Origin of the sequence: Pseudomonas sp. p99-361 (assembly GCF_003935475.1) — a bacterium.
GTDB classification, from domain to species: Bacteria; Pseudomonadota; Gammaproteobacteria; order Pseudomonadales; family Pseudomonadaceae; genus Aquipseudomonas; species Aquipseudomonas juntendi.
The window spans coordinates 44,763-58,062 of sequence record NZ_RHQO01000015.1; the positions used below are offsets into that span (position 1 = coordinate 44,763).

Annotated in this window: 13 protein-coding genes; 6 read left to right on the forward strand and 7 right to left on the reverse strand. The window is 62.0% G+C overall.

Features of this window, described 5'->3' with window-relative positions; genetic code table 11:
- The first annotated feature begins 46 nt into the window (after nucleotides 1-46).
- Complete coding sequence (locus EGJ22_RS09445) at nucleotides 47-1,090, forward strand: histone deacetylase family protein (protein WP_029886443.1); 1,044 nt, start codon at nucleotides 47-49, stop codon at nucleotides 1,088-1,090.
- Nucleotides 1,090-2,193, forward strand: coding sequence for a polyamine ABC transporter substrate-binding protein (locus tag EGJ22_RS09450; RefSeq protein ID WP_029886444.1), 1,104 nt, complete (start codon nucleotides 1,090-1,092; stop codon nucleotides 2,191-2,193). The genes EGJ22_RS09445 and EGJ22_RS09450 overlap by 1 nt, the downstream gene beginning before the upstream one ends.
- Before the next feature lie 122 nt (nucleotides 2,194-2,315).
- Here EGJ22_RS09450 and EGJ22_RS09455 read toward each other — a convergent pair whose 3' ends face one another.
- Nucleotides 2,316-3,848 (reverse strand): PLP-dependent aminotransferase family protein, encoded by a 1,533-nt coding sequence (locus EGJ22_RS09455; protein WP_029886445.1) that lies wholly within the window; start codon nucleotides 3,846-3,848, stop codon nucleotides 2,316-2,318.
- Nucleotides 3,849-3,938: 90 nt separating this feature from the next.
- Between EGJ22_RS09455 and EGJ22_RS09460 the strand changes: the two genes are divergently transcribed.
- The 3 genes from EGJ22_RS09460 to EGJ22_RS09470 are packed head-to-tail and all read left to right on the forward strand — an operon-like array spanning nucleotide 3,939 to nucleotide 5,704.
- On the forward strand, nucleotides 3,939-4,568 hold the full coding sequence (locus EGJ22_RS09460; protein ID WP_029886446.1) for an FMN-binding negative transcriptional regulator: 630 nt from the start codon (nucleotides 3,939-3,941) through the stop codon (nucleotides 4,566-4,568).
- 12 nt (nucleotides 4,569-4,580) lie between these two features.
- Nucleotides 4,581-5,027 carry a GNAT family N-acetyltransferase gene (locus EGJ22_RS09465; protein WP_009684489.1) on the forward strand — a complete coding sequence of 149 codons (447 nt, stop codon included), beginning with the start codon at nucleotides 4,581-4,583 and terminating at the stop codon, nucleotides 5,025-5,027.
- A 5-nt stretch (nucleotides 5,028-5,032) separates the two neighbouring features.
- Nucleotides 5,033-5,704 carry a GNAT family N-acetyltransferase gene (locus EGJ22_RS09470; protein ID WP_029886448.1) on the forward strand — a complete coding sequence of 224 codons (672 nt, stop codon included), beginning with the start codon at nucleotides 5,033-5,035 and terminating at the stop codon, nucleotides 5,702-5,704.
- A gap of 48 nt (nucleotides 5,705-5,752) precedes the next feature.
- On the opposite strand, the gene EGJ22_RS09475 is transcribed toward EGJ22_RS09470, so the two are convergent.
- The 4 genes from EGJ22_RS09475 to EGJ22_RS09490 all read right to left on the reverse strand — a co-directional run bounded on the left by EGJ22_RS09475 (nucleotide 5,753) and on the right by EGJ22_RS09490 (nucleotide 10,890).
- A complete protein-coding gene (locus tag EGJ22_RS09475; protein WP_009684487.1) occupies nucleotides 5,753-6,031 on the reverse strand; it encodes a helix-turn-helix domain-containing protein in 279 nt (92 codons plus the stop codon).
- Nucleotides 6,028-7,353 (reverse strand): type II toxin-antitoxin system HipA family toxin, encoded by a 1,326-nt coding sequence (locus tag EGJ22_RS09480; RefSeq protein WP_029886449.1) that lies wholly within the window; start codon nucleotides 7,351-7,353, stop codon nucleotides 6,028-6,030. Before EGJ22_RS09480 ends, EGJ22_RS09475 begins: the two co-directional genes overlap by 4 nt.
- A gap of 214 nt (nucleotides 7,354-7,567) precedes the next feature.
- On the reverse strand, nucleotides 7,568-9,376 hold the full coding sequence (gene oadA / locus EGJ22_RS09485) for a sodium-extruding oxaloacetate decarboxylase subunit alpha (protein ID WP_029886450.1): 1,809 nt from the start codon (nucleotides 9,374-9,376) through the stop codon (nucleotides 7,568-7,570).
- Nucleotides 9,377-9,474: 98 nt separating this feature from the next.
- Nucleotides 9,475-10,890, reverse strand: a complete 1,416-nt coding sequence (locus EGJ22_RS09490; RefSeq protein WP_009684483.1) for an acetyl-CoA carboxylase biotin carboxylase subunit — start codon at nucleotides 10,888-10,890, stop codon at nucleotides 9,475-9,477.
- Nucleotides 10,891-11,094: 204 nt separating this feature from the next.
- On the opposite strand from EGJ22_RS09490, the gene EGJ22_RS09495 reads away from it, so the two are divergent.
- Complete coding sequence (locus EGJ22_RS09495; RefSeq protein WP_161891643.1) at nucleotides 11,095-12,042, forward strand: LysR family transcriptional regulator; 948 nt, start codon at nucleotides 11,095-11,097, stop codon at nucleotides 12,040-12,042.
- On the opposite strand, the gene EGJ22_RS09500 is transcribed toward EGJ22_RS09495, so the two are convergent.
- Together EGJ22_RS09500 and hexR are read right to left on the reverse strand one after the other, a co-directional pair.
- Nucleotides 11,984-12,202, reverse strand: coding sequence for a PA3496 family putative envelope integrity protein (locus EGJ22_RS09500; RefSeq protein ID WP_080709225.1), 219 nt, complete (start codon nucleotides 12,200-12,202; stop codon nucleotides 11,984-11,986). The two genes, EGJ22_RS09495 and EGJ22_RS09500, sit on opposite strands and share 59 nt — an antisense overlap.
- 203 nt (nucleotides 12,203-12,405) lie before the next feature.
- Nucleotides 12,406-13,272 carry a transcriptional regulator HexR gene (gene hexR / locus EGJ22_RS09505; RefSeq protein WP_009683527.1) on the reverse strand — a complete coding sequence of 289 codons (867 nt, stop codon included), beginning with the start codon at nucleotides 13,270-13,272 and terminating at the stop codon, nucleotides 12,406-12,408.
- Nucleotides 13,273-13,300: the final 28 nt, after the last annotated feature.

Consider the following 13,300-nt stretch of genomic DNA (forward strand, 5'->3'; position numbering starts at 1 on the left):
CCACCGCTGAAAATGGCCCCACGCCAGTCCCCACCGGAGAACAACAATGCTGACGATCTATTCCGATGATCACCGCCTGCACCATGGCCGCTGCGAGCTGATCGACGGCAAGCTGATGCCGTGTTTCGAAATGCCCTCGCGCGCTGACCATGTGCTCGACCAGGTCAAAAAACGCAACCTCGGTGACATCCAGGGCCCTACCGACTTCGGCCGCGCGCCCTTGCTGCGCATCCACAGCGCCGACTACCTGGACTTTTTCGAAGGCGCCTGGGCGCGCTGGGCGGCGCTGGGCCAGGAAGGCGACCTGCTGCCGTTCACCTGGCCTGCACGCACCTTGCGTCAGGTAAAACCTACCGGCCTGCACGGCGAGTTGGGCTATTACAGCTTCGATGCCGGTGCGCCGATCACCGCCGGCACCTGGCAGGCGGCCTACAGTGCCGCCCAGGTCGCCCTCACCGCCCAGGCAGCGATCCAGCAAGGCGCGCATAGCGCCTTTGCCCTGTGCCGCCCACCAGGGCACCACGCCGCCGGCGAAGTGATGGGTGGCTACTGCTACCTGAACAACGCCGCCATCGCCGCCCAGGCATTCCTCGACCAGGGTCGGCGCAAGGTTGCCATCCTCGATGTCGACTACCACCACGGCAATGGCACCCAGGACATCTTCTACCGCCGCAACGATGTGTTCTTCGCTTCGATCCACGGCGACCCGCAGGACGAATTCCCGTTCTTTCTCGGCTATGCCGACGAAACCGGCGAAGGCGCCGGCGAGGGCTGCAATATCAACTATCCGCTGCCCGCCGGCAGCGACTGGTCTGCCTGGAGCGCTGCCCTGGAAGAGGCTTGCCAGCGCATCGCCAGCTATGACGCCGACGTACTGGTGGTCTCCCTGGGTGTGGACACCTTCAAAGATGACCCGATCTCGCAATTCAAGCTGGACAGCCCCGACTACCTGGAAATGGGCAAGCGTATCGGCCAGCTTGGCAAGCCGACCCTGTTCGTGATGGAAGGCGGCTACGCTGTGGAAGAAATTGGTATCAACGCAGTCAATGTGCTGGAAGGTTTCCAGCGCGCTCAGCCAGGAGCCCGGTAATGGTCCGACTCAAGCGTCTGCTCGCCCCGTTCATCGCTGCCACCCTGTTCACCGGTGCCCTGCAGGCGCACGCCGAGCAGCGCACCCTGCGTGTGTATAACTGGTTCGACTACATCACCCCGCAGACCTTGACCGATTTCCAGAAGGACAGCGGCGTCAAGCTGATCTACGACATCTTCGACACCAACGAAGCGCTGGAGGCCAAGTTGCTCACCGGCAACTCCGGCTATGACGTGGTGGTGCCATCCAACGTATTCCTCGCCAAGCAGATCGAGGCCGGGGTGTTCCAGCCGCTGGATCGCAGCAAGCTGCCGAACTGGCAACACCTGGACCCTGCGCTGATGAAGCTGATCGAGGCCAACGACCCAGGCAACAAGTTTGCCGTGCCCTATATGTATGGCACCGTGCTGATCGGCTTCAACCCGGCCAAGGTCAAGGCCGCGCTCGGCGATAACGCGCCGGTGGACAGCTGGGACCTGATCTTCAAGGAAGAGAACATCGCCAAGCTCAAGCAGTGCGGGGTAGCGCTGCTCGACTCGCCGTCGGAGATCCTGCCGCTGGCCCTGCAGTACCTCGGCCTGCCACCGAACAGCGACAACCCGGCCGACTACAAGAAGGCCGAAGCGCTGATGCTGAAGATTCGCCCGTACATCACCTACTTCCACTCCTCGAAGTACATGGCTGACATGGCCAATGGGGATATCTGCGTGGCGGTGGGTTACAGCGGCAGCTTCTCGCAGGCTGCCAACCGCGCCCGCGAAGCGAAAAATGGTGTGACGGTCGACATGCGCCTGCCGAAGGAAGGCGCGCCGATCTGGTTCGACATGCTGGCGATTCCGAAGAATGCCGCCAACCCGGCAGACGCCCATGCATTCATCAACTACCTGCTGCGGCCGGAGGTGATTGCGCCGATCAGCGATTTTGTCGGCTACCCGAACCCCAACAAGGATGCCACCGACAAGGTGAGCCCTGCGATTCGCAACAACCCCAACCTGTACCCGACGGCGGAGGCGATGGCCAAGCTTTACACGCTCAAGCCGTTGCAGCGCGAGGCCGAGCGGGCGCGAACCCGGGCCTGGACGCGGATCAAGTCGGGGACCTGACGCAGTTGGGGCTGCCTTGCAGCCCTTCGCGGGTGAACCCGCTCCTACAGGATATGCGCCGCACCTGAGACCACCCGGCCATACCTGTGGGGGCGGGTTTACCCGCGAAGAGGCAGGCAGCCTCAACCCTTGCGCCACGCCTTGCGCAATTTCATCAATGCCGCGGCAATCTCGCCCTCCGGGACCGCGGCAAACCCCAGCACCAGACCTGCACGCTTATCCACAGGCACTTCGCTGTCGGCCAGCCAGAAATTGCTCAATGCTGTCACTTCAACGCCGACCGCCTCTGCCTTGGCCACCAGCGCCTGTTCACGCGCAAAGTTATCCACAGACACCTTCACGTGCAGCCCAGCGGCCACTGCGGGCATGCTACCCAGCCCGGCAATATCCACAGGCCAGCCGGCCTTGAGCACATTGCGCCGGTTCAACGCCGCTTTGCGCATGCGGCGAATATGCCGCTGGAAATGCCCACGGGCCATGAACTCGGCCATCACGCACTGGGTGCTGACCTCCGAATGCCGTACTGCCAACGCCTTACCCTGGCTGAAGGCCTGTGCCAACTGCGCCGGCAACACCAGGTAACCCAAGCGCAGCGCCGGGAAGGCGATCTTGCCGAAGGTGCCCACGTACAACACCCGGCCGGCCCGATCGAGTGCAGCCAGCGGGGCCAGGGGCGCGCCGCTGTAACGGTACTCGCCATCGTAGTCGTCCTCGATGATCCAGCCATCGCTGCGTTCTGCCCAGCCCAGCAACGCCAGGCGCCGGGCCAGGCTCATGGTTACCCCGGTCGGGTACTGATGGGCGGGCGTGACATAGGCCAACCGGCAACGCGGCAACTGGCCCAACCGTGCGCAATCCATACCCTCTTCATCCACCGGCACGCCGGCGACCTGAGCACCCGCCACTGAAAAGGCGTGCGCCGCCGCCCGGTAGCCCGGGTTTTCCACAGCCACCCGGTCGCCGGGCTGCAACAGCAACTGTGCACAAAGGCTTATGGCCTGCTGCGCGCCACTGGTGATCACTATTTGCTCAGCGGTACAGGTCAGCCCCCGCGAGCGCCGCAAGTAGGCGGCGATCAACTCGCGCAGTGCCGGTTCACCCGCCGGGTCGCCATAACCCAGCTGTGCAGGCGCAGGGTTACGCCAGAAACCCGCTTGCAGCTTGGCCCAAACGTCGAAGGGGAACAGATCGAAGGCAGGTATCCCCAAACGAAAAGCCCGCGGCGCGCCCTGTTTGGGGGGCGGCAGATGGTGATTTTTCAGGCGCTGCAAAGGCTCGCTCCAGCTGCGCTGGCTGGATAAATCCTCAGTATTTTCCTGGCCAAATGTGGATAAACCTGTTGATAACCCCCGGTATAACCCTGTGGACAGTTGTGTGGATAGTTTCGGCAGCCGGGTTACGTAGGTGCCGTCACCGACTCGGCTTTCGATATAGCCCTCCGCGTACAACTGGTCATACGCGCGCACCACGCTGTTGCGCGACAGCCCCAGCACGGCTGCCAGGTCGCGGGTGGCAGGCAGCCGTGTGCCGCTGCACAGCCGCCCGTCCAGCACCCGCTCGCGTAGCGCCTGGTAAAGCTGCTGGCTCAACCCGCGGCGGCGATCGAGCGAAATCCCGGCCGGGTCGAAAGGCAGGATGAGGGGCTTTTCGTGCATGGCATTGGACCTATGAAAACAGGCAGTAATGGCTCTTACCCAGAACCATTAGCCTGCCTAGGATGGGACCATTCGACAAGGACTCAGGCCATGTACAACAGTAAGCCTCACCAGGAACACGACCTCGCCCGGCTGCAGCGGCACATGCTCGACACGCGTCTGGCCGTGCTGGTCAGCCATGGCGAGCAGGGCCTGCTGGCCACCCACTTGCCGGTGCTGCTCGACCCCGCAGAAGGCGAGTTCGGCACCGTGTACGCCCACTTGGCCAGGGCCAACCGGCAGTGGCAGGACCTGGCGCGGGGGGCCGAAGCGCTGCTGGTGTTTCCCGGGGCCGATGCCTATGTGAGCCCCGGCTACTACCCGAGCAAGGCCGAGAACCCCAAGGTGGTGCCAACCTGGAATTACCTGGCCGTGCACGGCTATGGGGTAGCCGACGTGATCCACGACGCCGAGCCATTGCTGGCGATTGTCAGCCGGCTCACCGACCGCCATGAGCACGGCCGCAGTGAGCCGTGGCAGGTGAGCGATGCGCCCGCCGACTACATCGACGGCATGCTCCGCGCCATTGTTGGCATTCGCCTGCCGATCCAGCGGTTGCAAGGCGCGCGCAAGCTGAGCCAGAACCGCGCTGAGCAGGACATTGCCGGCGTGCGCGAAAGCCTGAGCGCCAGCCCCGATCACCTGGACAACCAACTTGCCGCGCACATGCGCCTTCTGTGAAGGAGTAGCCCAATGCCCAGCGTTACCCTGTGCCCTGTCACCGCTCAAGATCACGCCGCCTGGCATGCCTTGTGGCAGGCCTACCTGCACTTCTACGAAACCGAACTGGCCGATGACGTCAGCCTCAGTACCTGGCAGCGCCTGCTCGACCCCAACGAGCCAACCCATTCGGCCCTGGCCTGGGTAGATGGCATGGCCGTGGGCATGGTCAACTTCATCTACCACCGCTCCAACTGGAGCATCGAAAATGCCTGCTACCTGCAGGACCTTTACGTGCACAGCGCACAGCGGGGCCTGGGCATCGGCCGCCAGCTGATCGAACATGTCTATGCTGCAGCCAAGGCCGACAACTGCAACAAGGTGCACTGGCTGACCCACGAAACCAACGCCACCGCCATCAGCCTGTACGAGCAGGTTGCCGAGCGCCCGGGCTTCATCCAATTCCGCAAAGGGTTGTAGGCCACATGACTGACGCACTGCACTGGAAACCCGCCGCATCACCCAAGGCCGAGCCCATCGACGGGCGCTTCATCCGCCTGGAAAAACTCGACCCGGTGCGCCACGGCGACGACCTTTGGGCTGCCCTGCAAGGTCCGGGCGCCGACCCGGTACTGTGGGATTACCTGCCCTACGGCCCGTTTACCGAACGCGCTGCCTTCGACCGCTGGCTACAAGGTAACGCCGCCGGCCACGACCCGCTGTATTTCACCGTGATCGACCGCGCCAGCGGCAAGGCTCAGGGCATCCTCAGCCTGATGTCGATCGTGCCTGATCATGGCCGCATCGAGATCGGCCACATCGCCTTCGGCGCGCCCATGCAGCGCACACCCAGGAGTACCGAGGCCGTCTACCTGTTGGCCAAGCTGAGCTTCGAACTCGGGAACCGCCGCCTGGAATGGAAGTGCAATAACGCCAATGCCCGCTCCAAGCGTGCAGCGCAGCGGTTCGGGTTCGTCTTCGAAGGGGTGTTCCGCAAGCACCTGGTGGTGAAGGACCACAACCGTGATACGGCGTGGTACTCGATTACCGATGATGAGTGGCCGCAGGTGGCGGCTGGCTTCGAGCGGTGGTTGAGTGCCGAGAACCAACGCCCGCAAGGGCAGGCACGAACGCTTGAGGCCTGCCGCAGGAGCTGACCTGCACAACCGGTCACGGGCTCACGGGCCTGTGATCGGTGCAGTGGCTTACCTGATCAGACTCGCGCGCCTGACGACCCCCATCTGCAAGCCAAATGGCTTGAACACGGCGTTCAACGAGTTCAGCGTGGGGTTACCACCGCCCTGCTCGATCTGGATCAGCGTACGCACGGAAATCTTGCACATGCGTGCAAACTGAGTCTGCTGCATCTTCGCCACCTCCACACGCAGCCGCCGCACGGCAGCACCCAGCTCAAGGCTGCCGTTGGCGATTCCTTCGCGTACTCCGTCGATCAGCAGCCCACGGGCATCGATGGAAACCGTCATGCCAACCCCCATTCAACCATCCGGCGCTCAAGCCTGCCCAGCGCAATTGCCGGGTGATTCATCACCGCATCAGGCAGCCCCAGGGCGGACAAGATATCCGGCAATGCCAACAGGTGCCGGGCATCCCGCCGCAGACGCTCAAAAGCTTCGCCCGGGTCGACAAATTCGGCCAGTGCAGTGCAGGCAGCCTGCCAGTCGATATCGCCAGCCCGCTCTATCGAGGCTGGCCACTTCGTCGTTCGCGTTATCCCTTCCTGATCCATCACCATCGGTGCAAGATCGTAGATCGGTGCGAGGCGCACGGTGTCACGGGTACGGATGATCGCAGTGTTACGTCCGTGGTTATCGGCATTACCCAGGATCTTGTTGATCAGGTCGCGCCGCAGATAATCGGCAACCAGGTCAGGCAGCTGTCTCCCCTGCCCGGCCAGTTTCCACACCACGGCAAGCGCCTCAATCGCCTCCAGGTGCCCCATTCGGCTGCCAGGCTCGGTCACGCCACACAGGGAGTACATCGACTCCACGGCAAAGCGTTGCACACCCTGCGCGCAAACCTGCCGGTCGAAGCGTTCCAGCCACAGGCTGGGCTTGGAGCCTTCTTCCAGCGCCATGTATTCAGTGGCCACCGTTTCGATGCCAAGCTGCTGCAACGCCTTGTAGTAGAGATACTCGGCCCGCAGTATCTGCTGATCATCAGCTAGTGCCTGGTTCCTGGCGAACTTGATGAACCAGTGACGCCGGGCACGTTCATCCGCCAGCACCGCGTCCGGATACAACAGGCCGTTTTCTGCCTCGGTCATCAACAGCTTTGGCGCCTCCCCACCGGCGCCTGTCGCGCCACCAATGGCCGCACCTCGCTCATAGGCGTATTCGAGAAACCGTTGATCGCGGGTGATCACATCCTGACGGGCAAACCCGATGGGGTCGGCATAATCCAGTAGCTCAGCCGACTCCTTGATGCGCAGGTTGCCGATTGGCGCCGGAGTGGACCGCCCCAGGAGAAACAGGTCATCCCCCATGCCTTCTGGTTTCTCACGGCCGATATGCCGGAGCAGGAAGCGCTTGGCGGCACCGGCGGGTGCGATGTCGTAAAGGAACGCGGGAGCATGCTGCAGACGATGAGAACCAAAATCCACCGGCAGCCTCGCGCTTGCCGCCTGGCAGAACAGGCTGTCGTATGCCTCCAGATGGGTTTTGACGTACTCGGAGGTATAGCCAAACTCGCAGGGGCTGGAGAGGCCCTTTTCAGGCTCGACAAAGGCGATGGCAACAGCATCATGCCACTGCGCCTGATCATGGAGTTGAAGCGTGAGTCTGTACATGGTTCACCTGCAATTTACCGCATGCGGACAACCGACTCGGTTGATGAATCTGCATCATAGTGCAGATTCCCTGATGTCCCAATTTAAATTCTGCAATTTAATGCAGATACGATCCAAGATTCACGCTATTCCTGCATTAAAATGCATATTAAACCTCAAAAAAAGGGGAGCATCCGCTCCCCAGAGGTAAACCGCTTGTAGATGAGGGCCTGAATCAGCCCTCGATCTCGATCAGGATCTCGCCCGGTGTAACGCGATCGCCCTTGGCCACGTGGATGGCCACGACCTTGCCGGCGATGGCCGCCTGCACTTCGGTCTCCATCTTCATGGCTTCGGTGATCAGCACCGCCTGGCCTGCCTTGACCATGTCACCTTCCTTGACCAGCACATCGACGATGTTGCCGGGCATGGTGGTGCTGACGTGGCCTGGGGCACTGGCCTGCTTGCGCTTGCTGCTGCCGCCGCCGACAAACTCGTTGAGCGGCTCGAACACCACCTCTTCCGGCATGCCATCGATCGACAGGTAGAAGTGGCGTTTGCCTTCGGCCTTCACACCCACACCGGTGATGTCGACGCGGTAGGTTTCACCGTGCACATCGATGACGAACTCGGTCGGTACGCCTTCACCGCTTGGGGCGGCAGCCACACCGGCTTCCGGAATCGGCAGCAGGGCTTCCGGGGTCAGGGTGCCGGCTTCGCGCTCTTCGAGGAATTTGCGCCCGATATCCGGGAACATGGCGAAGGTCAGCACGTCTTCTTCGCACCGGGCCAAGGCACCGATATCGCCACGCAGCTTGGTCATCTCCGGCTTGAGCAGATCGGCCGGGCGCACGTCGATCACCTCTTCGCTGCCGATGGCCTGGCGGCGCAACTGCTCGTTGACCACGCCCGGGGCCTTGCCGTAACCGCCCTGCAGGTAGAGCTTCACCTCGTTGGTGATGGTCTTGTAACGCTCGCCGGCCAGCACGTTGAAGAACGCCTGGGTACCGACAATCTGCGAGGTCGGGGTGACCAGCGGCGGGAAGCCAAGGTCTTCGCGGACCCGGGGAATCTCGGCCAGCACTTCGTTCATGCGGTTGAGGGCGCCCTGCTCCTTGAGCTGGTTGGCCAGGTTGGAAATCATCCCGCCGGGAACCTGGTTGACCTGCACGCGAGTATCCACCGCGGTGAATTCGCTTTCGAACTGGTGGTATTTCTTGCGCACCGCGTAGAAGTACAGGCCGATTTCCTGCAACAGCTCCAAGTCCAGACCGGTGTCGAACTCACTGCCCTTGAGCGCAGCGACCATCGATTCGGTACCTGGGTGGCTGGTGCCCCAGGCGAAGCTGGAAATGGCGGTGTCGATGTGATCGGCGCCGTTTTCCACTGCCTTGAGCTGGCACATTGCAGCCAGGCCAGCCGTGTCGTGGGAGTGGATGAACACCGGCAGCGACTGTTCGGCCTTCAGGGCCTTGACCAGTTCACCGGTGGCGAACGGCGTCAGCAAGCCGGCCATGTCCTTGATCGCGATCGAGTCGCAACCCATGGCCTCCATCTGCTTGGCCTGGTTCACGAAGGCTTCGATGGTGTGCACCGGGCTGACGGTGTAGGCAATGGTGCCCTGGGCGTGCTTGCCAGCGGCCTTGACCGCTTCGATGGCCACGCGCAGGTTACGCACATCGTTCATGGCGTCGAAAATGCGGAATACATCGATGCCGTTGACTGCCGCCTTGGCCACGAAGGCCCTGACCACGTCGTCGCTGTAGTGGCGGTAGCCCAGCAGGTTCTGGCCGCGCAGGAGCATTTGCAGGCGGGTGTTGGGCAGCGCAGCGCGCAGCTTGCGCAGGCGCTCCCACGGGTCTTCCTTGAGGAAGCGCACGCAGGCGTCGAACGTGGCACCGCCCCACACTTCCAGCGACCAGTAGCCGACCTTGTCGAGCTTTTCGCAGATCGGCAGCATGTCTTCGGTACGCATGCGGGTGGCCAGCAAGGACTGGTGGGCGTCGCGCAGGATCGTGTCGGTTACGTGAATTTTCTTGGACATTGTTATCTCCTCGTAGCGGCAAGCTTGAAGCTACAAGCTGCAAGAAAAAGCTGATCTGCTTCTACTTGCAGCTTGCCGCTTACAGCTTGCTGCTGCATTCATAGGCCTGCGTGGGCGGCGATGGCAGCGGCGATGGCCAGGGCCAGCTCTTCGGGTTTGCGCTTGATCGAGTAGTTGGTCAGTTCAGGGTGGCTTTCGACGAAGCTGGTGTTGAACTGGCCGCTACGGAATTCCGGGTTACGCAAAATTTCCTGGTAGTACGCAGCGGTGGTCTTCACCCCTTGTACACGCATGTCATCCAGGGCCCGCAGGCCGCGGTCCATGGCTTCTTCCCAGGTCAGCGCCCAGACCACCAGTTTCAGGCACATGGAGTCGTAGAACGGTGGAATGGTGTAGCCGGTATAAATCGCCGTGTCGGTGCGCACGCCCGGGCCGCCAGGGGCGTAGTACCGGGTGATCTTGCCGAAGCTGGGCAGGAAGTTGTTTTTCGGGTCTTCGGCGTTGATACGGAACTGCAACGCGTAGCCGCGGTGGTGGATGTCTTCCTGCTTCACCGACAACGGCAAGCCTGAAGCAATGCGGATCTGTTCACGGACGATGTCGATGCCGGTGATTTCCTCGGTGATGGTGTGCTCCACCTGCACCCGGGTGTTCATTTCCATGAAGTACACCTCGCCATCGGCGAGCAGGAACTCCACGGTGCCGGCGTTTTCGTAGTCCACTGCCTTGGCTGCACGCACCGCCAGGTCGCCGATATAGGCGCGCTGCTCAGGGGTGAGCTGTGGGCTTGGGGCGATTTCGATGAGCTTCTGGTTGCGGCGCTGGATCGAGCAGTCGCGCTCGAACAGGTGCACCACATTGCCGAAGCTGTCACCGAGAATCTGCGCCTCGATGTGCTTGGGGTTGACGATGCACTTTTCCAGGAAGACTTCGGCCGAGCCAAATGCCTTGGTTGCTTCGGAAATGACCCGCGGGAAGTTCTGCTCCAGTTCTTCACGGCTGTTGCAACGGCGGATACCACGGCCACCGCCACCCGAAGTGGCTTTGAGCATGACCGGGTAACCGATGCGGTCACCTTCGCTCAGGGCTTCGTGGATATCGGCAACGTTACCTTCGGTGCCCGGGGTTACCGGCACACCGGCGGCGATCATGGTACGGCGTGCTTCGGTCTTGTCGCCCATGCGGCGAATCACGTCGGCGGCCGGGCCAATGAACTTGATCCCGCGTTCGGCGCAAATCTCTGCCAGCTCGGCATTTTCCGACAGGAAGCCATAGCCCGGGTGCAGGGCATCGCAACCGGTTTCCACCGCCAGGTTCACCAGTTTGCGCGGGTTCAGGTACCCGGCCAGCGGCTCGGCACCAATGCTGTGCGCCTCGTCGGCACGCTTGACGTGCAGGGCGTGGCGGTCGGCGTCGGAATAGATCGCAACCGAGCGAATGCCCATCTCGGCGCATGCACGCACGATCCGAACTGCGATTTCACCTCGGTTGGCGATCAGGATTTTTTTTATCACTGGAGTCTTCCCAAAGCCGTAGGAACAGTCGAGCCGGTTCTACCGGTCGGCGCGTGACCAGACGTTGCTGGCCAGTCGCGTATTCACCCTAGCGCCATGGGTTGATAAACAAAAATCAATATTTGTTAGGGGCTGTATTAGCAAAAGCTTATAGTTGGGTAACAAGGTATTGCCGATGAGCCGAAAACTATGCGTAAGTCCTTGATGCGTATGACTTTACGACAATTGCAGATCTTCAACGAAGTGTGTGATTTGCGTTCGTACAGCCGCGCTGCGGAAGAAATGGCGCTCACACAACCCGCTGTTAGTCTACAGATCCGGCAGCTCGAAGAGCTGATAGGCCAGCCACTGTTCGAGTACGTTGGCAAGAAGCTGTACCTGACCGAAGCAGCCGAGGCCCTGCAGCGTGCCAGCCGGGATATCTTCGGCCGGCTGGAGAGCCTGGACATGCAGCTGTCGGACATGCAGGGCTCATTGCAAGGTCAGTTGAAGCTGGCGGTCGAGTCCAGTGCCAAGTACTTCGTTCCGCACTTGTTCGCGGCCTTCAAGCAACGTCACCCGGAGGTCAACCTGACCTTGACGGTGGTCAACCGTGCCCAGGCCATTCGGCGGCTTTCCGACAACCGCGATGACCTGATCATCATGTCCATGGTGCCCCAGGACATGGGCCTGGAGTTTCTGCCCTTCCTCAACAACCCGATCGTGGCCGTGGCGCCGCCACAGCATCCGCTGTGCAAGCTGGAGCAGCTGCGCCTGCAGGATCTGGAACCGCATACCCTGCTGGTCCGCGAGCAAGGCTCAGGGACGCGCAAGGCGTGCGAGGAATATTTCAAGGACAAGCGTGTGCATTTCACCCAGACCCTGGAAGTGGCGTCGGCCGATGCCCAACGCGAATGCGTGATCGCAGGTCTCGGGGTGGCGTTGCTGACCCGCCACGCGGTGAACCTGGAACTGGCCACCGGCGTGCTGACCGAACTGCCGGTGGAAGAGCTGCCCCTGTACCGCAGTTGGTGCGTGGTGCAGGCCAAAGCCAAGCGCCAGTCGCCGGTGGCCTTGGCCTTTCTGGCGTTCATCCGCGGCGAACGTGCGCTGATCAGCGGGCTTGTTGAACGTTTTTCGGGGAGGCTGCCGCAGACGCCTGCCACACCGTGAGCGCTTGCAGGTCTGGGTAGTCCGCCAGCTCGCGGAGCAATTGACGCTGGTCGCAATAGCTTTCGATCGCCCGCCGGTATTCCATGCGGCGCTGGTCCTTTTCCTGCTGCTTGCGAGCCTTGGCGCTGGGTTGATACGTACCGTCGAAGTCACGAGCCATTGCCTGTCTCCCAGATAGGATGCGGGAGCTTCAGACTGGCCTGGCAGGTTTACGGTTTAGCGGTGAAATGGTGACAAAACAGTGAAATCTGCTTTGCCGGTGCCGGCCCCTTCGCGGGCTTGCCCGCTCCCACAGGCATTGTGCAAATTGCACAGTACCTGTGGGACCGGGCAAGCCCGCGAAGGGGCCGGCACAGACTGAATTCAGTCGTCTGTAGCCTTGATCGACTTGGGCGACAAACGCAGGCTGCGCAAACTGCGTTTCACGCTTTTCAGGTGGTTGACCAGGCTCGGCCCACGCGCCATGGCCACACCCATGGCCAGTACGTCGATCACCACCAGGTGGGCAATGCGCGAGGTCAACGGGGTATAGATTTCGGTGTCTTCATGCACGTCGATCGCCAGGTTGACCGTCGACAACTCGGCCAGCGGTGTCTGGCTGGGGCACAGGGTAATCAGGTTGGCCCCGCTCTCGCGTACCAGGTTGGCGGTGATCAACAGGTCCTTGGAGCGGCCGGACTGGGAGATACACACGGCCACATCGCCCGGCTTCAAGGTCACCGCCGACATGGCCTGCATGTGCGGGTCGGAATACGCCGCCGCGCTCAGCAGCAGGCGAAAGAACTTGTGCTGAGCATCTGCCGCTACAGCCCCCGAGGCACCAAAGCCGTAGAACTCCACACGCTGAGCCTGCGCCATGGCGCTCACCGCCTGCTGCAGCGCCAGCGGGTCGAGGTGCTCGCGCACCTCCATCAAGGTGTGCAGGGTGGTGTCGAAGATTTTCAGGCTGTAGTCGGCGACCGAGTCGTCTTCGTGGATGGCGAACTGGCCGAAGCTGGCCCCGGCGGCCAGGCTCTGCGCCAGCTTCAGCTTGAGGTCCTGAAAGCCCGTGCAACCGATGGCCCTGCAGAAACGCACGATGGTGGGTTCGCTGATACCTACGCTGTGCGCCAGGTCGGCCATGGAGCTGTGCATGACGGCAGCCGGGTCGAGCAGCACGTGGTCGGCCACTTTCAGTTCCGATTTGCGCAGCAGGTGGCGCGATTGGGCGATATGTTGCAACAGATTCACGGGCTGGACTCGGTTATGATCGGCTGGC